Annotated in this window: 16 protein-coding genes; 8 read left to right on the forward strand and 8 right to left on the reverse strand. The window is 72.1% G+C overall.

What is annotated here, in order from left to right:
* Positions 1–3: 3 nt before the first annotated feature.
* Positions 4–453 (reverse strand): SRPBCC family protein, encoded by a 450-nt coding sequence (locus tag ACFTZL_RS21510; RefSeq protein WP_382585069.1) that lies wholly within the window; start codon positions 451–453, stop codon positions 4–6.
* A 95-nt stretch (positions 454–548) separates the two neighbouring features.
* Here ACFTZL_RS21510 and ACFTZL_RS21515 point away from each other — a divergent pair, with 95 nt between their 5' ends.
* Positions 549–1,001 (forward strand): flavodoxin family protein, encoded by a 453-nt coding sequence (locus ACFTZL_RS21515; protein WP_382585072.1) that lies wholly within the window; start codon positions 549–551, stop codon positions 999–1,001.
* A 5-nt stretch (positions 1,002–1,006) separates the two neighbouring features.
* Here the strand turns inward: ACFTZL_RS21515 and ACFTZL_RS21520 are convergent, their stop codons facing one another.
* Complete coding sequence (locus ACFTZL_RS21520; RefSeq protein ID WP_382585074.1) at positions 1,007–2,083, reverse strand: YihY/virulence factor BrkB family protein; 1,077 nt, start codon at positions 2,081–2,083, stop codon at positions 1,007–1,009.
* A 196-nt stretch (positions 2,084–2,279) separates the two neighbouring features.
* Here ACFTZL_RS21520 and ACFTZL_RS21525 point away from each other — a divergent pair, with 196 nt between their 5' ends.
* From ACFTZL_RS21525 to ACFTZL_RS21540, 4 genes are all read left to right on the forward strand, one after another.
* Positions 2,280–2,912, forward strand: a complete 633-nt coding sequence (locus ACFTZL_RS21525) for a GNAT family N-acetyltransferase (protein WP_382585077.1) — start codon at positions 2,280–2,282, stop codon at positions 2,910–2,912.
* Positions 2,913–3,049: 137 nt separating this feature from the next.
* Complete coding sequence (locus tag ACFTZL_RS21530) at positions 3,050–3,733, forward strand: lytic polysaccharide monooxygenase (protein WP_382585080.1); 684 nt, start codon at positions 3,050–3,052, stop codon at positions 3,731–3,733.
* A 263-nt stretch (positions 3,734–3,996) separates the two neighbouring features.
* Positions 3,997–5,985, forward strand: coding sequence for a DUF1996 domain-containing protein (locus ACFTZL_RS21535; protein WP_382585083.1), 1,989 nt, complete (start codon positions 3,997–3,999; stop codon positions 5,983–5,985).
* Between the two features lie 216 nt (positions 5,986–6,201).
* Positions 6,202–6,969 carry a sulfite exporter TauE/SafE family protein gene (locus tag ACFTZL_RS21540; RefSeq protein WP_382585085.1) on the forward strand — a complete coding sequence of 256 codons (768 nt, stop codon included), beginning with the start codon at positions 6,202–6,204 and terminating at the stop codon, positions 6,967–6,969.
* Between the two features lie 10 nt (positions 6,970–6,979).
* On the opposite strand, the gene ACFTZL_RS21545 is transcribed toward ACFTZL_RS21540, so the two are convergent.
* From ACFTZL_RS21545 to ACFTZL_RS21555, 3 genes are all read right to left on the reverse strand, one after another.
* Positions 6,980–9,238 carry an MMPL family transporter gene (locus ACFTZL_RS21545; protein ID WP_382585088.1) on the reverse strand — a complete coding sequence of 753 codons (2,259 nt, stop codon included), beginning with the start codon at positions 9,236–9,238 and terminating at the stop codon, positions 6,980–6,982.
* 58 nt (positions 9,239–9,296) lie between these two features.
* On the reverse strand, positions 9,297–10,283 hold the full coding sequence (locus ACFTZL_RS21550) for a DMT family transporter (RefSeq protein ID WP_382585091.1): 987 nt from the start codon (positions 10,281–10,283) through the stop codon (positions 9,297–9,299).
* A gap of 92 nt (positions 10,284–10,375) precedes the next feature.
* A complete protein-coding gene (locus tag ACFTZL_RS21555) occupies positions 10,376–11,188 on the reverse strand; it encodes a chitosanase (protein WP_382585093.1) in 813 nt (270 codons plus the stop codon).
* 222 nt (positions 11,189–11,410) lie between these two features.
* On the opposite strand from ACFTZL_RS21555, the gene ACFTZL_RS21560 reads away from it, so the two are divergent.
* Positions 11,411–11,593 (forward strand): hypothetical protein, encoded by a 183-nt coding sequence (locus ACFTZL_RS21560; protein ID WP_382585096.1) that lies wholly within the window; start codon positions 11,411–11,413, stop codon positions 11,591–11,593.
* Positions 11,594–11,600: 7 nt separating this feature from the next.
* Here ACFTZL_RS21560 and ACFTZL_RS21565 read toward each other — a convergent pair whose 3' ends face one another.
* On the reverse strand, positions 11,601–12,329 hold the full coding sequence (locus ACFTZL_RS21565; protein ID WP_382585099.1) for an ankyrin repeat domain-containing protein: 729 nt from the start codon (positions 12,327–12,329) through the stop codon (positions 11,601–11,603).
* Between the two features lie 158 nt (positions 12,330–12,487).
* Between ACFTZL_RS21565 and ACFTZL_RS21570 the strand changes: the two genes are divergently transcribed.
* Complete coding sequence (locus tag ACFTZL_RS21570; RefSeq protein ID WP_382585102.1) at positions 12,488–14,620, forward strand: SpoIIE family protein phosphatase; 2,133 nt, start codon at positions 12,488–12,490, stop codon at positions 14,618–14,620.
* Positions 14,621–14,643: 23 nt separating this feature from the next.
* On the opposite strand, the gene ACFTZL_RS21575 is transcribed toward ACFTZL_RS21570, so the two are convergent.
* Positions 14,644–15,306, reverse strand: coding sequence for an ANTAR domain-containing protein (locus tag ACFTZL_RS21575; protein WP_382585111.1), 663 nt, complete (start codon positions 15,304–15,306; stop codon positions 14,644–14,646).
* Between the two features lie 610 nt (positions 15,307–15,916).
* Complete coding sequence (locus ACFTZL_RS21580; RefSeq protein ID WP_382585105.1) at positions 15,917–18,460, reverse strand: SpoIIE family protein phosphatase; 2,544 nt, start codon at positions 18,458–18,460, stop codon at positions 15,917–15,919.
* 149 nt (positions 18,461–18,609) lie between these two features.
* Here ACFTZL_RS21580 and ACFTZL_RS21585 point away from each other — a divergent pair.
* Positions 18,610–19,184, forward strand: a 575-nt coding sequence (locus tag ACFTZL_RS21585; protein WP_382585108.1) for a hypothetical protein, incomplete at its 3' end; no start/stop codon positions are given.

The raw sequence follows: 19,184 nt of genomic DNA on the forward strand, positions 1-19,184 counted from the left end.
GGCTCAGACCGCGCCGCGCCAGGCACCCGTCTCCGACCCACGGGTCTCCATGAACTGCTTGAACCGCCGCAGGTCACCCGAGACCTGCCGCTTGACGAACCCGAGCTTGTCGCCCACGGTCTCGGTCAGCCCCACGGGGTCGAACTCCAACTGCAGCATGACCTTGGTCGTGTCGTCCTGGATGCGGTGGAAGGTGACCACACCGGCCTGCCTCGCCTCGCCGCCCACCGTCGTCCAGGCGACCCGCTCGTCGGGAACCTGCTCGGTGATCTCCGCGTCGAACTCCCGCTCCTGGCCGCCGACCTTCGTCACCCAGTGCGTCAGCGTGTCGCTGCGCTGCTCGATGCGCTCGACGCCCTCCATGAACCGGGGAAAGTCCTCGAACTGGGTCCACTGGTTGTAGGCCGTGTGCACCGGGACGCGGACCTCGATGGATTCCTCTACCTGTGACAAGGCGGTACCTCCCTTTCTCGTACGGAGAGCGACGGACGGGTACCAGATCTCGCGCCGCGCACGCATGCTCCTCACGACTTGTAAGGTCGGATGCCGTGGCCACCTTGCTGATCGTCCATCACACGCCCTCGCCCAACTGCCAGGCGATGTTCGAAGCCGTCGTCTCCGGGGCGACCGACCCCGAGATCGAGGACGTCACGGTCGTGCGCCTGCCCGCGCTGTCCGCCACCGCCTCCGACGTCCTCGCGGCCGACGGCTACCTCCTCGGCACCCCCGCGAACCTCGGCTACATGTCCGGCGCCCTCAAGCACTTCTTCGACCAGGTCTACTACCCGTGCCTGGACGCGACGCGCGGCCGGCCCTTCGGCTACTACGTGCACGGCGGGAACGACGTCACGGGAGCGGTGCGGGGCATCGAGTCGATCACGACGGGCCTCGGCTGGCGCCGCACGGCCGAGGCCGTGACCGTGACCGGCGAGCCGGACAAGGGCGACATCGAGAAGTGCTGGGAACTGGGCGCGACGGTCGCCGCCGGACTCATGGGCTGAGCAGGTCAGGTCTCTTCCACCCGGCGCCGGTCCTCCTCGTCCCACGCACGCGTGTCCCGCGGCTGGGTGTACGGCTCGTCCCCGGGCGGATGCCCACCGGCGACGGCCCGCTGCCGTACCGTCTCCGCGTCGAACTCCAGGCCCAGCAGGATCGCCAGGTTGGTGATCCACAGCCAGATCAGGAAGACGATGACGCCCGCCATCGTGCCGTAGGTCTTGTTGTACGAGGCGAAGTTGGCCACGTAGACGGCGAAGCCCGCCGACGCGGCCAGCCAGATCAGCAGGGCGAGCACACTGCCCGGCGTGATCCAGCGGAACCCCTTCACCTTGGCGTTCGGGGTCGCCCAGTACAGGATCGCGATCATGATCGTGACCAGCACGATCAGAACGGGCCACTTGGCGAACGACCACACCGTCAGCGCGGTGTCGCCGATGCCCAGAGTCGTCCCGGCCTGACGGGCCAGCCCGCCCGTGAAGACCACGATCAGCGCGCTGAACGTGGCCAGCACCATCAGCACCACCGTCACACCCACCCGCACCGGCAGCACCTTCCACACCGGCCGCCCCTCGGGCATGTCGTAGACGGCGTTGGCGGAGCGGATGAACGCCGCCACGTAGCCGGAGGCCGACCACACCGCCAGGAGCAGACCGACGATGGCCATCAGCGAGCCGATGCCGGCGTTGCCCTGCAACTGCTCGACGGCCCGGGTGATGATGTCCCGCGCCGCGCCGGGAGCGAACTGCTGGATGTTCTCGAGCACCTTGTCCGTGGTGGATTTGCCGGTGATCCCCAGCAGCGACACCAGGACGAGCAGCGCCGGGAACATCGCCAGCACCGTGTAGTACGTCAGCGCAGCGGCCCGGTCGGTCAGCTCGTCCTTCTTGAACTCCCGCACGCTCCCCTTCAGCACCGCGGCCCACGACGTCCGGGGCAGCTCACTCGGCGTGTCGGGCGCCGCTCGCTCCACTTCGGGCCCCGGACCGGCCGTCTCGGGCGCCGGCGGAGGGCTCTCCGACGGCTCCGAAGACGGGGTCTCGCTCTCGTGATGTTCTTTTCGTCCCGGAATATGCAGCTTCACCATGTGAGCCGGGTAACCCCGGTCCGGGCCCTTAAGCCGAGCTCGGTCATGCCGCGCCCGGCACGTCGACGCCCGCCGCCCCGGGCCGGAAGGTCACCCCCGCAGCGCGAGCCCTCTCGGCTCCAGCGCCTCCGACAGCACCCGCACGGCCTTGGGCGGCGGGTTGAGGGAGCGCTCCCACACCGTGCACGATGCCGCCATGACCACGTCCCCCGCCATCCGCCCGTACCGCCCCGAGGACCGGCCGGCCCTCGACGACATCTGTATCCGCACCGCGCACGCCGGCCAGGACAGCCGCCCGCACTACGCGGACCCGGGCATCTTCCCGGTGACCTTCGCGGCTCCCTACGTCCGTCTGGAGCCGGAACTGGCCTTCGTGCTGGACGACGGCCGGGGGCGGGCGGTCGGCTACATCCTCGGCGCCGCCGACACCCCGCGCTTCGCCGCGGAGTTCCGCACCACGTGGCTGCCCCTGGTCGCCGGCCGCTACCCGGAACCGCCCGACCCGCCGCGCACCCCGGACGAGGCGATGGCCCGCCTGCTGCACCACCCGGAACGGATGGTGGTGCCCGAACTGGCCGCGTATCCCGCGCATCTGCACATCGACCTGCTGCCCGACTGGCAGGGCCGGGGCCACGGACGCCGCCTGATGCGGACGCTGCTCGGGGCGCTCCAGGGCAGGGGAGTCCCGGCCGTCCACCTGGCCATGGCGACCGCCAACACCGAGGCCAGAGCGTTCTACGACCGCCTGGGGTTCCACGAGATCGACGTTCCGGAGCCCGGCTCGGCCACCTACCTCGGACGCACCACGAAGGAACTCGACCGGCTCTGACGGAAGTGGCGCAATCGTGCGTTGCCGACCCGTGCCATCGGGCGCAGCGTGGAGAGTGCGGGAGCGCTCCCACGCGTTCCCGCTCTCCCCACGGCACACCGCAAGCACCGCAACCCCCACATCCGAAAGAGGAGATCATGAATTGTCATGGTCATGCTCGTGAAGTGCCCCGTCCGGTCCGGTCCCGTCTGACGCTCGCCCTGAGCGTGCTGGTCGCCGCGCTGCTCAGCCTGATCCCGTGGAGCGGCACCGCCGTCGCCCACGGCTCGGTCGTCGACCCGGCATCCCGCAACTACGGCTGCTGGCTGCGCTGGGGCAACGACCACCTCAACCCCGCCATGGCCCAGCAGGACCCCATGTGCTGGCAGGCGTGGCGGAGCGACGCGAACGCCATGTGGAACTGGAACGGCCTGTACCGCAACGGCTCCGGCGGAAACTTCCAGGCCGTGGTGCCCAACGGCCAACTGTGCAGCGGCGGCCGGACCGAGGGCGGCCGGTACAACTCCCTCGACACGGTCGGCGCCTGGAAGACGACCGACATCGGCGGCAACTTCACCGTGAAGCTGTACGACCAGGCCAGTCACGGCGCCGACTACTTCCTCGTGTACGTCACGCGGCAGGGCTTCGACCCCGCTACCCAGCCCCTGACCTGGAACGACCTCCGGCTCGTCACCCGCACCGGCAAGTACGGGCCCAGCCAGAACTACGAGATTCCCGTGAGCACTTCGGGGCTGAGCGGCCGGCACGTCGTCTACACGATCTGGCAGGCGTCGCACATGGACCAGACCTACTTCCTGTGCAGTGATGTGAACTTCCGCTGACCTGCCGCTTCGGCTGTCGTACCCCGCAGGACGGGCGAGTCCGGCGGGGTACGGCTGTGCGGGCTTTCTGAGAGTTCCCGAAGAATTTCAGGGGCGGCTGAACGCTCCGGTGCTCCCGCACGTATGGGGCGAGGGGATTTTCATGCCCGGCACGCCTCAAGCGCAGGAGAGCACCCTTGGCACGCAATACGCGAAGACGCCCTACAGGCCCACGGCGCGCGACCTTCGCCGCAGTCGCGCTGATGCTGGGCGGAGGCGGCCTGATGGCGGCGAACGTCTATGCCTCGGCCACGGACGGCGGTTCGGGCGGTGAGTCCGCCCAGACGCGGTCCGGTACGGGGGTGCGGACCGCCGGAGCCACGATCGACTGCCCGGACGTCGGCAGCCGGCTGACCTCGGTCCCCGAGCAGGCGAGGGGGGAGGTCGACAAGGAGCTCGCCCTTCTGGACGAGCAGATAGCCAAGGCCTACCAGCGGCTGAGCGAATCGGCGCAACAGATCCAGCAGGATTCCGGCTTCGCCGACAACGCGATCATGAACCCGCTGAAGGAGAAGCGAGGCGCGACCCTCGAGCGCATCGCCATCGCCATCGACCGGGTGGGCGACCGCCCCGAGGCACTCGACGCCCTCGCGGCCTGCACCGTCCGGGACTCCGGCAACCAGGCCCCCGAGCAGGGCGAGGGCCAGGACGGCGACGGCGAAGAGCAGCCCGGCCAGGAGCAGGGCCAGGACGGCCAGGAGCAGGGGAACGGCCAGGAGCAGGGCCAGGGCAACAACGGCGGACAGGCGGGCAACGGACCGGTCGCCGCCGACTTCGCGGACATCACCAGCGTCCAGCCCAATGTGAACAGCCCCCGCCAGAAGGGCAACGCCTCCCGCGGCACCTTCGCCACCAGTTGCGGCGTGAACGAGAACGGCCTGTTCAACTCCGACAACATCATCGCCGCCCCGGGCGTCACCAACGGCGCCCACCACTTCCACGACTACGTCGGCAACCAGGCCAACAACGCCTTCGCCAGCGACCAGGACCTCGCGAACGCCGAGACGAGCTGCGACGACCAGGGCGACAAGTCCTCCTACTACTGGCCCGTCGTGCGCGTGCAGAACGGCACCCAGGAGCAGGACGCCAACTCGCCCGGCGGCGGCATCGAAGGCAACGCCGGCGCGATCGTCACACCGAAGCAGGTCACGCTCGACTTCGTGGGGAACCCGCGCGACAAGGTCACCGCCATGCCGCGGCTGCTGCGCATCATCACCGGCGACGCCAAGGCGTTCGTCAACGGCACGGCCAACGCCAACGCCTCCTGGAGCTGCACCGGCTTCGAGGACCGGCAGCTCAAGGACAAGTACCCGCTGTGCCCCAAGGGCAGCGACGTCGTGCGCTCCTTCAAGTTCCAGAGCTGCTGGGACGGCCGCAACATCGACAGCGCCAACCACCGCACCCACGTGGCGTTCGCCGACGCCGCCGGCGCCTGCCCGTCCGGCTTCCGGCCGATTCCGCAGCTCGTCCAGCGCATCGTCTACGACGTCGACGCGCCGAGCCTGCAGGACGGCGGCCGTACGACACCGCTGTTCGCGGTGGACTCCTTCCCCGAGCAGTTGCACAAGCCGGTCACGGACCACGGCGACTTCATCAACGTCTTCGACGAGGACCTGATGGGGGAGATGGTCGACTGCATCAACGACGGCCGGAAGTGCGGAGCCGGAGCGGAGGCCGAGCCGAGCGAGCCGCCGACCGAGCAGCCGAGCGAGGAGCCGAGTGAGGAGCCCGGGGCGGGCGAGGAGCCGAGTGAGGAGCCGACGAAGACCCCCGAGGCTCCGCAGGAGCAGCCCACCCGCACCCCGGACGCCCCGCAGGACGGCAACGCGGGCGGCAAGCCCGGCGACACGGGCGATGACGGAAAGGGCGAGGCCTCCAAGCCACCGGCGACGGACAAGCCGGCCCCCGAACCGGAGCCCAGCGACTCGCCCGCCGACGAAGCCGAGGTGTACGCGACGCCCTCGGCGAAGTCCGGTGAACAGGGCGGCTCGAAGGACGGTACCGGCGAGGACTCGGACGGCCTCGGCCAGTCCCAGGCCGTCGGCACGGCGACCAGCGCCGCCGCGACCCCGGCGACCCCGCCCCGGACCGAGCCCCAGGCGGTCGGCAGCGGCAGCCTGGCCGAGACCGGCGCTCAACTCTGGCCGGCCGCGGCAGGCGCCGTACTCGTCATGGCGGGCTTCGTGGTCCTCCGCCGCGCCAGGCGAAGCTGACACGACAATGCCCTGACGTGCCCAGGGAACGGCGGTGGGATCCCCCTCGGATCCCGCCGCCGTTCTCTCGCGTCCGTGCCGGGGCGTTACCGATCCGACCGGCTCGATCTCCGGCGTCGGGCACCCTTCGGCGAAGCCCGAAGTGCGCACCCTCTAGCGTGACCCCATGAACAGCACCTGGAACGCCGGACGCGGTACCGGCGGCGGAGTCGCGGCGTGACGCCCTGGGAGATGGCGGCCGTGTTCGCGGCCGGTACGGGCGCCGGTGCCGTCAACGCCGTCGTCGGCTCGGGAACGCTGATCACCTTCCCGGTGCTGCTCGCCACCGGACTGCCTCCGGTCACGGCGACCGTGTCCAACGGGCTCGGGCTGGTTCCCGGCTCGATCAGCGCGGTCATCGGGTACCGCGAGGAACTTCGGGGTCAGAGACGGCGCGTCCTCCTGCTCGGCATCGGTGCCGTGCTGGGCGGCCTCGCGGGCGCCGTGCTGCTGCTGACCCTGCCCGCCGCGGCCTTCGAGCGGATCGTGCCGGCCCTGGTCGGCCTCGCCCTGATCCTGGTCGCCTGCCAGCCCCTCATCGCCGGGCGAGTGCGCCGCCGCCGTCGCCGTACCGGCGCCCCCGCCCGTCCCGACGGCGGTCCGCTGCTGTTCACGGGGCTGACGCTCGCCAGTGTCTACGGCGGCTACTTCTCCGCCGCGCAGGGCATCATCTACGTCTCCCTGATGGGCATGCTGCTCGACGAGACGCTCCAGCGGCTCAACGCCGTGAAGAACGTGCTCGCGGCCGTCGTCAACACCGTAGCCGCCCTGCTCTTCCTCTTCTTCGCGGAGTTCGACTGGACGGCCGTCGTCCTCATCGCCGCCGGATCCGCGCTGGGCGGCCTGGTCGGAGCCAGGACGGGCCGCCACTTCAGCCCCGCCGTCCTGCGGACCTTGATCGTGTCGGTCGGTACCGTCGCCCTCGTGCACCTGGTGCTCCACTGAGACCGGCTCGCTACGGCGCCGGACGGGCGCCCGCAGCCTTCTGTTCCCCCTCGGCGTCGATGTGGGGCAGCACCCGGTCCAGCCAGTGCGGCATCCACCAGGCATGCCGCCCCAGCAGCGTCATCACGGCCGGCACCATCAGCAGCCGTACCACGGAGGCGTCGATGAGCACACTGACGGCCAGCCCCAGGCCGAGCATCTTGACCACGATGTTGTCGCTGATGATGAACGCCGCGAACACGCTCACCATGATCAGCGCGGCACTGGTGATGACCCGCGCCGTGATCTCCAGGGCGTGCGCCACCGACGCCTTGGCGTCCCCGGTACGCAGCCACGCCTCGTGGACGCGGGACAGCAGGAAGATCTCGTAGTCCATGCTGAGGCCGAAGATGATGGCGAACATCATCATCGGCACATAGCTCTCGATGGGCACCTTGCCGTGCACGCCGAGCGCGGGCCCGCCCCAGCCCCACTGGAACACCGCGACGACCACGCCGTACGACGCGGCGATCGACAGCACGTTCAGCACGGCCGCCTTGACGGCGACGAGCAGCCCCCGGAACACGGCCAGGATGATGAGGAACGCCAGGCCCACCACGACGGCGATGATCACGGGAAGCTGGGAGGCGACGATGTCACGGAAGTCGACCTGTGTCGCCGTCGTACCGGTGACGTACCCCTTGGCGTCCGTCCCCTGGACGACATCCGGCAGCGTGTCGTCGACGAGACGGTTGGTCAGGTCCGTGGTCGCGGAGTTCTGCGGGGACTTGGTCGAGTAGACCGTGCCGACCAGGACGTCCCCGTCCTGGGTGGGCGTCAGGGGGGTGACGGCGGCGGCCCCTTCGACCGAGTCGAGCGTCGTCTGGGCCCGCGAGGCCAGATCGTCGCGCTGCGAGTCCGGTACGTCCGTCTGGTCGATGACGACGGTGAGCGGACCGTTGGACCCCGGCCCGAACGCGTCGCTCATCAGGTCGAACGCCCGCCGGTCGGTGAAGGAGGTCGGGTCGGCACCGTCGCCGATGTGGCCGAGCTGGATGGAGAACAGCGGGATCGCGAGCACCACGATCACGGCGACACCCCCCGACAGGAACCACAGCGGCCTGCGTTCCACCCGCTGGGCGTACCGGTGCCAGGTGCCCTGCGCCGTCTCACCGGCCGCGGCGTCGGTCTCGGCGACGGGGCGGCGCACGTGGTAGCGGTCGATGTGCCGGCCGATGAGCCCGAGCAGGGCGGGGACCAGGGTGAGCGCGCCGACGACGGCCGAGACCACGGTGACGGCGGCGGCGAGACCGAGCAGGGAGATGAAGGAGACCCCGGACGCGGACAGGCCCGCCAGCGCGATGATCACCGTACAGCCGGAGACGAGGACGGCATGGCCGCTGGTGCTCGCGGCCTGCCCGGCCGCCTGCACCGGGTCCGCACCGTCGATGAGGTTCTGCCGGTGACGGGTGATCATGAACAGGGCGTAGTCGATCCCGACACCGAGGCCGATCATGGTGGCCAGGGTCGGTGAGACCGTCGCGAAGGTGAACGCGGCGGCCAGCAACCCGAGGATGGCGAGCCCGCCGACGACACTGATCAGCGCGGTGAGCAGCGGAATGCCGGCGGCGATCACACTGCCGAATCCGACCAGCAGCACGATGATGGCCACGCCGAACCCGATCAGCTCGCTCACCCGGTCGTCGGCGGCCGGCCGCGCGAGTTCGCCGAGCGGCCCTCCGTACTCGACCTCCGCCCCCGCCGAACGCAGCGGCTGTACGGCGGAGTCGACGCCGGTCAGGTATCCGGCGCCGAGGGTCGAGGGCTGCACATTGAAACGGACCGTGATGTACGCCGTCTTCTTGTCGTCCGACAACGGCCCGACATTCGGCTGCTGCTGCGAGGACGAGCCCGGGGCGGACAGCGGGTTCTGGGCCGACAGGACGTGCGGGAGCTTCTCCAGGTCGGTGACCGTGGTCGACATCTGCGAACTGAGCGCGGTCAGGTCCTGGCTGTCGTCGTGCAGCACGATCTGGCTGCTGTAGCCGCCGGCCTGCGGATCGTGCTCCTGCAGCACGTCCAGGCCCTTCTGTGCCTGCGCCTGGGGCAGGGAGAAGTTGTCGGAGTACGCACCCCCGGACACATGGTTGACGACCTGGAGTGCCACCAGCGCCACGAGCCAGGCCCCGATGACGATCCCGAAGTGGCGTGCGCACCACTCGCCCAGCCGCCGCAGCAGACCCGCACGCGCGGCCTTCTCGTCCCCTTCACCGGTGCGGGAGTGCGGCATCTATGTGGCTCCTGTGTCGGCTGAGACATTAGGTGCCGTCCATTAGATGCGCGGGGGATCACTCCGGCATTTCCGGCGCGCGGGCGCCCTGCCACTCCGGGCGGGCGTTCCCCCGAAAGGTGGCCGCCGGGGCGGCGCGGCGGGCTCGCCCGCCGATGCGCCGGCTCACCGAGGTCAGGTCCAGCGCCCCGGACCCCAGGGCGACGCCGAGGCCGACCAGCGCGCTGCCCGCCGCCTGTGCCGGTCCGTAGGAGCCCGTGCCGACGAGCGGTGCGGTAGCGGCGGCGGCGACCGGGATGAGGCCGGAGAACAGGGTGGCGCGTTCCGCGCCGATCCGCTGCATGCCCATGTACCAGCACACGAACCCGATCACGGTGACCACCACCGCCTGCCACAGCAGCGCGCCGGCCTCGGCGGCGTCCGGACGCCGCAGCCACCCGGCCCCGTCGGCCAGCACTCCGACCGCCGCCGACTCCAGCGCGGCGACCGCGCACACCGTGGCCGACAGCAACCGGGGCCCGAGCGGCCGCAGCACGGGTACGGCGAGCACGGCGAACCCGACCTCCCCCGCCAGGGCGCACACGGAGAAGGCGAGGCCCGCGCCGTCGGTGCGTCCCCAGCCCTGGACGGCGCAGGCGCCGACGGCCACGAGCAACGCCCCGTACAGAACCGCTCGCCTGGGCCCGCGCCCGTCCAGGAGCGGTACGAGCACGGCGACGACCACCGGCGCACAGCCCACGAACACACCGGGAACCGCCGGTTCCGCGGTGCGCTCCGCGGCGATGACGGCCAGGTTGAAGCCGACCATGCCGACCGCGGCGAGCAGGACGAGACGGACCCACTGGCGAGGTGTCAGCGCCCTCAGCCGGGCGGTCGAGCCCTTCCCGGCCAGGGGTACGAGCAGCAGACAGGCCAGCCCGTAGCGCAGGAACTGGCCGCCCGCGTACGGGTACTCGCCCAGGACGCTGTTGGCCGTGAAGGACGCTCCGACGAGGACACAGGCGAACGCGGCGAGCAGGGTTCCCCGCGTGGTGGTGACGTTCATACCGGCGACGCTAGGCAGCGCGGCGGCCCGGCTGGAGGTCCACTCTCGTGCCCGTTTCGTGGACCAATCCGCGCCGGGCCGCCGCCTGGGGGTCAGTCGATGCGGTAGCTGTCGCCGTAGACCTTCCAGTCCAGCGGCGGGTCGAGGTCGAGGTTCCGCTTGCGCAGGAAGACGCGCTGCGCGGTGTCGACCCGGCTCGTGTCGCTGTGCGCCTCCTCCTGCTTCATGGCCCACACCCGCGCGTCCAGGAAGGCGTCGAGGTACGTCACCTCGTCACCGCCCCATGCCGGCGGGTTCGCCGTGCGCAGCGCACGCTTGCGGATGTTGCGGAAGCTCAGGGGGTCGTTGCCGTCGCCGTGCATGACGATGGCGTCGTAGTACGCGAACTGGCCCAGCACCCGCAGTCCGTCCGCCTTGCCCTGCCGGACCGCCGGGCCGAAGTACACCCGGTCGCGCTCGTCGTCCTGCGCCCGCCGGAACGCGGCGTCACGGGCCGCCCGGCGCCAGTCGCCGGGGAAGCCCGGGTCGAGCCCGTCGTGCGAGTCGGAACCGTCGACCCGGCGCAGCGCCGGCAGGTACTTCGCGAGGACGTTGCCGGGCTTGCGGTCGGTGTAGAGCTCGACGAGGTCGAGCATGTCGCCGGTGCCGGAGCAGAACCCGATGATCCCGGCGGTGTAGCCGCGGCCGTCGCGGATGTCCTCGATGTACTGGTACTGCGCCTTCCAGTCGAGCGAGGAGTTCTCCGCGCTCGACACGAGCTGCATGGCGATCTCCTTCTTCGCCGGGTCGTCGAGCCCGATCGCACGGACGGAAGCCGTGGCATGCGGCGGCTTCAGGAACGGGGCGGCGACGAGGGCGGCGCCGAACAACGCCAGAGCGGTGCGGCGCGGGGTCGGGTGTCTCACGGGGCCTCCAGACAGAGTGGGGGTGGGAGAGCTGGCCGTGCAGAACTGATAGGAAAGTTTCCTATCACTGTCTGCGCGCCGCGGGAACCGTCAGAGCGAAGTTCGTAGGCTCGAACGAGCCGGCTGAGCGCCGCCACGGGAACCAAGAGCCCGCCCCGCGCGTCAACTCTTTGCCCAGGGAGGCCGATCGGTCTCGGAGGCAGGCGAGAGAGGGGAATCGCGGTGGACGACGCGACGTCGCAGCAGGGGAGCGAGACGGAGGCAGCGGCACGCCGGGCCCGCTTCGGCGCACTGCCGGAGCCGGTGCGCGTGGAGGACATGGTCGAGGAGCGAGCCGCGGGCGCCCCCGACCCCGCGCGCACCGCCTACAACCAGGACGAGTGGCTCGTGCGCTACTGCCTGTGACGCGGCCCTACGAGCGGCACTTCGCGCCCAGGTCGCGCAGCCACCGCACGACGTCGTCGGCGTCGTGGGCGCGGGCGATGTCGAGCGGTGTCATGTCGTCGTAGCCGCACCAGTCCTGGTCGGCGCCGTGCCCGTGGAGATACTGCGCGGTGGGCAGATGCCCGCCGTGGCAGGCGCCCCAGAAGGCGCTGGTGATCGCGTCGGGCCCAGGGGGCTCCCCGGCCTCGACGTACACCCTGACCCGGTCGAGCAGGCCGAGCGTGGCGGCGTCCTGGAGGGTGGTGCGGGCGCCGTGCTCGACCAGCCGGCGCGCGGCGCGCCACTGGCCGAACGCGCGGGCGTCGGCGAGCGGAGTGCCGCCGCCGATCACCGCCCCGGGTGCCTCGATGTCGGCCCCGGCGGCGATGAGCGCGTCCAGGACGGCCACGTCGTTGCTGCTGGCGGCCCAGTGCAGCGGCGTCTCCGCGTGCGCACCGCCGAAGCGGGCGTCGGGATCGGCCCCGGCGGCGACCAGGGCGGCGACCACCTCGGGACCGTGGGGGAAATGGCCGGGCCAGTCGGTCGCGATGTGCAGCAGACTGCGCGTGCCCTTGCCGTCCTCGCCGTGCTCGGTGACGCGTGCCGTGGCCAGACCGGGATGGTCGGCGAGCAACTGAGCGAGCCCCGGCAGATCCCCGGCCCGGATCGCCGCGGTGACGGCGACGGCCGGCGGATCCTGTGATGTCAGCGTCTGCAAGCCGGCCTCCCGATCGCCGTCCACGGCTTCCGATTCTGGACGACGACGCCTCCGCACACCACGCTCCGTGCCCGTAGCACTCTTCCGCGGAGTCATGCCCGACGACATGCCCGCAGGCCCCGCGAGGCGTAGCGTCCGGGTAAGAGCGGGAGGACAGCATGTCCGCGAGCAACGAGCCGCCCGGGGGCGCCGGGTCGCTGGACGCCCTGGGGGTGGCCCTGGCCGACACCGTGCGCGGAACCGGAGCCTCGATCGGCGGCCTGTACCTGATCGAGGAGGCCGAGCCCGTGCTGCGCCTGGTCGCGCTGTGCGGTCTGCCGATCGCGTTCAGCGCCCCCTGGCAGCGGCTGCCCCTGACCGCGCCGGTCCCGGTCGCCGACGCGATCCACGACGACGCCCTGGTCAGCATCGCGAGCCAGGAGGAGATGGCCCGCCGCTACCCCCGCGCCGCCGCGGTCCTGCCCTACCCGTTCGCCCTGGCCGCCGTCCCGCTGGCCGGCGTACGGCGCCGCTGGGGCGGCATCGTCCTGATGTGGCCCGCCGTCCGGCCGCGCAGCATCACGCCACGCGAACGCGACCACATCAACTCCAGCGCCCGCCGCATGGCCCGCCTGCTGGACGACGCCGCAGGGCCGCCCGCCCTGCCCGACCAGCCGCGCATCGTCCCCGTCGACGCCGCGCACCACCCCGTGCAGACCGGCCTGGCCGCCGCCGACTACCTCGAACGCCTCCCCGAAGGCGCCCTGGCCCTCGACCTCGAGGGCCGTGTCACCTTGGCCACCGCCACCGCGGCCCGGCTGCTCGGCCGCCGCGCCGACCGGCTGCTCGGCACCCGGCCCTGGCAGTCCCTGTCCTGGCTGGACGACCCCGTCTACGAGGACCACTACCGCACGGCGGTCGTCAGCCGCACACCCGTGTCGTTCACCGCGCTCCGCCCGCCCGACCTGTGGCTCACCTTCCAGCTCTACCCGGACACCAGCGGCATCAGCGTCCGCGTAGTCCCGAGCGGAGAGCGGACCGAGGCCCCGTCACCGCCCGCCGCCGCGCGCAGCCCCGCGGCCGCACCGACGGGACGCCTCTACCAACTGGTGCACCTGGCCGCCGCGCTCACCGAGGCGGTGACCGTGCGCGACCTCGTGGCGCTGAGCGCCCACCAGATCCTGCCCGCCTTCGGCGCCCAGGGCCTCGTGCTGTCCGTCGCCGAGGCCGGGCGTCTGAAGATCACCGGCTACCACGGCTACGCGGCCGACGTCATGGAACGGCTCGACGCCCTGTCGCTGGACACCGACCTCACCCCGGCCGGCCAGGTCCTCGCCAGCGGCACTCCGGCCTTCTTCGCCGGCCCGGCAGAACTGGCCGCCAACTACCCCGGCGCGCCCCAGATCAGCGGCAAACAGGCCTGGGCCTTCCTGCCCCTGATCATCTCCGGCCGGCCGGTGGGCTGCTGCATCCTGTCCTACGACCACCCGCACACCTTCACCGCCGACGAACGCGCCGTCCTGACCTCCCTGTCCGGTCTGATCGCCCAGGCCCTCGACCGCGCCCGGCTCTACGACACCAAACACCGTCTCGTCCACGAACTGCAGCGCGCCCTGCTGCCCCGGGCCCTGCCGAAGCTGTCCGGCCTCGACGTCGCTGCCCGCTACCTGCCCGCCGGCCACGGCATCGAGGTCGGCGGCGACTTCTTCGACCTCCTGCGCCTGGACGAGACGACCGCGGCCGCCGTCATCGGCGACGTGGAGGGCCACAGCATCGCGGCCGCCGCTCTCATGGGCCAGGTGCGCACCGCCATCCACGCCCACGCCACCGCGGGCGCCGCACCCGACCAGGTCCTCGTCCGCACCAACCGGCTCCTGGCCGACCTCGACTCCGAACTGCTCGTCTCCTGCCTCTACGCCCATCTCGACCTGGCCCGCCACCAGGTGGCCTTCGCCAGCGCGGGCCACGTGCCGCCGCTGCTGCGTCACACCAGCCGCCCCGCCGTAGTCCTCGACGTCGAACCCGGCCCCCTGCTGGGCATCGACACCGGCGGCCACTACCCGGTCACCAGGGCGCCCCTGCTCCCCGGCACCACCCTCGCCCTCTACACCGACGGCCTGGTCGAGCTCCCCGGCACGGACGCCACCCGGACCACGTCCGACCTCGCCGGGCAGCTCGACGCCGCCGACGGCCACGACCTGGAACGCCTCATCGACCGGCTCCTCCAGCACACGACGCCCACCGGACGGCACACCGACGACATCGCGGTGCTCCTGCTGCGCGCGTACCGCCCCGACGGCCACCGGGCCTGAGGGCGCTGCCCGAAGCGCTCCGGTCAGACCGGGTCGGGTTCCGCGCGGACGTGCCGGGCGACATCGCGCAGCTTGATGTTGTGGTTCTGCGAGATGTTCCGCAGCACGGCGAAGGCCTCGTCCTCGCTCAGCCGGTGGCGTTCCATGAGGATCCCCATGGCCTCTCCCACGGCGTGCCGGGTATCCAGGGCGTGCTCGAGCTGGTCGACGGTACGGGCGGTGGCCAGGGCCACGGCGGCATGGGAGGCGAGCAGCCAGCCCGCGGCCTCGATGTCCTTGCCGAAGGCCCCCGGGCGGCGCGAGTAGAGGTTCAGCGCGCCGAAGTCCTCCTGCTGCGTGTAGAGCAGCACACCGGTCATGCTGCCGATCCCCAGATCGCGGGCCGCCTGGGAGAACCGCGGCCAGGACGGCTGCGGGGCGGTCATGTCGGCGATACGGAACAGCCGCTCGCCGTCCACACGGCGGGCGGCGTCGAAGCACGGCCCCTCGCCCAGCTCGCCCTGCAGCCGGTCGGACTTTTCGACCATGTCGCCACACACGGACAGCGTCACGGCCCGGCCCTTGGACACCGTCAGGATCCCCGCCGCGTCACAGCCCTCGACGAGCTTCACCGCCGAAGCGGCGATCTCGTCCAGCGTCGCCTGAACCGAATCCTGGGCCACCAGATCCCGGGCGAGCTGCGCCATCTGCTCGGCGTACCGCTGCCACTCCACCGCCACCACCTCGCTCGCCGGTCCCGCCCACCGTACTCCGGGCCCGTGCGGCGCGAGCGATGCCGAGGTGTCGGGACGGACGAGAGCCCCGGGCGGCCCCGCCTGCCGGGCCGGCCTGCGATGCGCCGGAACTGGGTGCGGCGGTGCCTACGGGGCCTGAACGTGCCGGTGCGAGCCGGGCTGGAGGCGGTGGCGCCTACCGCCCTGGACGTGTCGGAACCCGCCGACGCCTGACGCGGCGGCGCCTACCGGGTCTGGATGTGCCGTAGCCAGCGGGCTGGCGGCCGTGGCGTCCACCGGCTTGGACGTGCTGGAGCCGCCGGCGCTGGAGGCGGTGGTGCCTACCGGGTCTGGATGTGCCGGTGCCAGTCGGGCTGGGGGCGGTGGCGTCCACCGGCTTGGATGTGCTGGAGCCCGCCGGGGCCGGATGCCATGGCGACTACCGGGTCTGGACGTGCCAGAGCCCGTCGGGTAGGACGCGGCGTGGGGTGTGCCGGAGTCCGCAGGGACTGCAACGACGGGCCGTGCCGGAGTGCGGCGCGCGCGGCCGGCGCAGCGGTAGCCAATCCGGCAGCACGGCCCGTCAGCGGTACGCCGTGAGGAGCAGGGCCACGTCGTCCGGGCGCTCGCGGGCGCGGCGGGCCGTTCTCACCAGTCGGTCGGCGAGGTGCTCCACCGAGTCCGTCGGGGTGTCGGCCAGCGCGCGGAGCACCTCCTCGATGCCCGTCTCGATGTCGCTGCCGGGCTGCTCCACGAGCCCGTCGGTGTACAGGGCGAGGACGCTGCCGGGGGCCAGCGTGAGCGCGGTGACGGGATAGACCGAGTCGGGCTGCACACCCAGCATGACCCCGCCCACCAGGTCCAGCGCCTCCGCGTGCCCGTCGGGGTGGCGCAGCAGCGGCGGGGGATGGCCGGCCCGCACGGCGAACGCGCGCCCGGTACGCGGGTCGAGTTCGATGTAGCAGCAGGTGGCGAAGGCGTCCGACTCCAGTTGGGTCAGCAGCCGGTTGGTATGGGTGATGACCTCCTGCGGCGGCCGCTCGCTCGCGGCGAAGGCGTGCACGGCACTGCGCAACTGGCCCATCACCGCGGCGGCACCGACACTGTGGCCCTCGACGTCCCCGATGACCAGGGCCACGCCACGCCCCGTCGTGATCACGTCGTACCAGTCGCCGCCGATGGCCATGCCCTGTGTGCCGGGCAGATAGCGTCCGGTGGTGCGCAGCCCCTCGACGGCGGGCAGCCGGTGCGGCAGCAGCCCCTCCTGGAGGCCGCGGGCGACGGCGGACTCCGAGTCGTAGAGCCGTGCCCGCTCCATGGCCTGGGCGGCCAGCCCGCCCAGCGCCGTGAGGGCGGAGCGCTCGTCGGCGGTGAACCGGTGCGGGGTGTCCCAGCCGAGGATGCAGGAGCCAACCGAATGACCGGAGGCGATCAGCGGCAGGAACGACCAGGCGTGCATCCGGTCCAGGGCGATGCCCGGGTAGGCGACGGAGAGGTCCTCGGGCGACTCGAAGAAGAGCGGCAGCCGCGTGGTCAGCGCGTGGACGCCGGGCAGTTGCGTGTCGAGGGCGACGCCCTCGAACTGGGTGAGGAAGCCTTCCGGGTACCCCGACTCCCACTGCAGGTACATCCGGCCCTCGCGGACGGTGTACAGGGCGAGTTCCCGCGCGCCGAACGCGGGCAGCAACTGCTCGGAAACGGCCCGGCACACGTCCTGCACGGTGACCGCCTCGGTGAGCACGCTCGCCATCTGCACCACGTGGTACAGCGCCCCGGCCCGCGCCGCCGCGACCGGCCCGGGCGGCGGCACCACGGCCGCGGCGCCGGGCACGGGACCGGCGGACGACCCGGCCTCGCGCGCCGCCTCGCCTCCGGTGGGCGGGCCGGTCGGATGGACCCGGCCGGTCAGCCCGTGCACATCCGGGTACAGCACGAAGCTCAGCCAGTTCCCGGCGGGACGCCGCACGAGGAAGGACACCTGCTCCTGCGACAGCATCGCCGCCCGGTAGCGGTCCTCGTACGCGGGGTCCCGGAGCCAGGTGATCACCTCCCACGGACAGCGGCCGAGGAGCTCCTCCCGGCCGGCGCCGAGCAGTTCCTCGCAGCGGCGGTTGGCGTAGGTCAGACGGCCGTCCTGATCCAGGGAGAACAGCCCGTCGGGCAGCCGCTCGGCCGCCTCGGCCGCCGTGAGCCCGCCGGCCGCGTCGACGAGGGCGCCCACCAGGATCCGGGCGGAGCCGGTGCCGCCGCGCACGAGATGGCCCCACAGTGCGACGGGCCGGTAGCTGATCCCCCCGCTGCCGGCGGACTCGTCCCGGACCCGGAAGTGACGGGATCTGACCCGGCCGTGCGTCAGCGCGTCCTGCCGGCTCGCCCGCAGCTCGTGCAGGTCGTCCGGGATGACGCGGGCCTCGACGGCCGCCATGGTGCCGTCGAAGTCCGCCCCGTCGATGCCGAGGAGCGCGAGGGCCTCGTCGTCCGGCGTGCACCGGTCGCTGTCCAGGTCCCAGTCGAGAAGCCCGACCCGCACGGGGCGGACGGCGGCCGTGGGCAGTCGCACGCTGACGGGTTCGTCGTCGTACTCGACCCGGTACGCGCCCGAGCCGGACCGGCCGGCGGCGAGGCGCCCTAGGCGCTCCTCCATGTCCCGCTCGGCGGGGCGCAGCGCGAGATCCACCGCCTCCGCGTCCATCGGCGACCGGGCGGCCGAGCGCAGCACGACCAGCACGCCCACGGCTTCCCCGCCGGCCCGGACGGGCTGGTGGGCGGAGCCGAAGGAGTACGGCAGCCCAGCGGTGAAGTGCGGGAAGCGCACCATGGTGACGCGCTCGTCCGGCAGCCACAGGGTCTCGTCCCGCCGGTAGGCATCGGCCATGGGCAGCGCGCCGCCCATGGGCACTCGCCACCACGCCCTGAGCAGTGACCGGGGCACCCCGGTCACCAGGGCCAGCACCAGCGAGCGCCGGTCGCGGGAGCGCAGGTAGACAAGGCCGCCGTACCCCCCGAGGTCCCGAACGGCCGCGATCAGCGGAGCGGTGAGGGCATCCTCGATCCGGCCGGTGTCCCCGCCCCGGCCCGGGCCGCCGGGTGACCGCGGCCCGTCCGGTACGGCGGCTGCCTCATCCATCTCGCGTCCTCCCGGTACGGACGCACCGGACACCAATCGCTCCCCATCAGGATGTGCCATGGTCGGCACTCCGGCGCGGCAAGTGCAACCTTTCGGTCGTCACGGCCGTCTCACCCGATATCAGCAACAGGCAAGCCTCGGGGGCAGAAATGGTACGAATCCGAACAGCGTGCGCGACTCTCGCGCTCGTGGGCGCCACGGTGGGCGTGGCGGCGGTCCCGGCCGGCGCGGCTCCGGTCGTCACCCGGCAGGCGACCCAGGCCGCGGCGTGCCCGACCGGCTGGGGAAGTCTCGCCAAGACCGACACCAGCGCCACCATCTCGCCGGTGCGGGACATCAGGACCGGCCGTCACACCTGCTTCGACCGGATGGTCATCGACCTGCCCGGCGCGGGCGGCGACGTCGGCTACTCCGTCCGCTATGTCGACCGGCTCTACCAGGACGGATCGGGTCGCCACATTCCCGTGACCGGCGGAGCCGTCCTCGAGGTGCGGGTGGCCGCGCCCGCCTACGACCCGGAGACCGGCGCCGCCACCTATCCCGGCCGGGTGGCGCGCCCGCTGCCGGGCGTGGACCTCACCGGCTACCGCACCTTCCGGGACACCCGCTTCGCCGGCAGCTTCGAGGGGGAGACCCAGATCGGACTCGGCCTCCGCGCCCGGCTGCCCTTCCGGGTGCTGCAGTTGGACGACCGCCTCATCGTGGACGTCGCCCACAGCTGGAC

It is taken from the genome of Streptomyces sp. NPDC056948, from assembly GCF_042674225.1.
GTDB lineage: Bacteria > Actinomycetota > Actinomycetes > Streptomycetales > Streptomycetaceae > Streptomyces > Streptomyces purpurascens.

What these genes read in the sequence shown, in the direction of transcription:
- ACFTZL_RS21520 (WP_382585074.1), bottom strand. Translation starts at nt 2,083, where the DNA reads ATGGTGAAGCTGCATATTCCGGGACGAAAAGAACATCACGAGAGCGAG.
- ACFTZL_RS21525 (WP_382585077.1), top strand. Translation starts at nt 2,280, where the DNA reads ATGACCACGTCCCCCGCCATCCGCCCGTACCGCCCCGAGGACCGGCCG.
- ACFTZL_RS21530 (WP_382585080.1), top strand. Translation starts at nt 3,050, where the DNA reads ATGAATTGTCATGGTCATGCTCGTGAAGTGCCCCGTCCGGTCCGGTCC.
- ACFTZL_RS21535 (WP_382585083.1), top strand. Translation starts at nt 3,997, where the DNA reads ATGGCGGCGAACGTCTATGCCTCGGCCACGGACGGCGGTTCGGGCGGT.
- ACFTZL_RS21545 (WP_382585088.1), bottom strand. Translation starts at nt 9,238, where the DNA reads ATGCCGCACTCCCGCACCGGTGAAGGGGACGAGAAGGCCGCGCGTGCG.
- ACFTZL_RS21550 (WP_382585091.1), bottom strand. Translation starts at nt 10,283, where the DNA reads ATGAACGTCACCACCACGCGGGGAACCCTGCTCGCCGCGTTCGCCTGT.
- ACFTZL_RS21570 (WP_382585102.1), top strand. Translation starts at nt 12,488, where the DNA reads ATGTCCGCGAGCAACGAGCCGCCCGGGGGCGCCGGGTCGCTGGACGCC.
- ACFTZL_RS21575 (WP_382585111.1), bottom strand. Translation starts at nt 15,306, where the DNA reads ATGGCGCAGCTCGCCCGGGATCTGGTGGCCCAGGATTCGGTTCAGGCG.
- ACFTZL_RS21580 (WP_382585105.1), bottom strand. Translation starts at nt 18,460, where the DNA reads ATGGATGAGGCAGCCGCCGTACCGGACGGGCCGCGGTCACCCGGCGGC.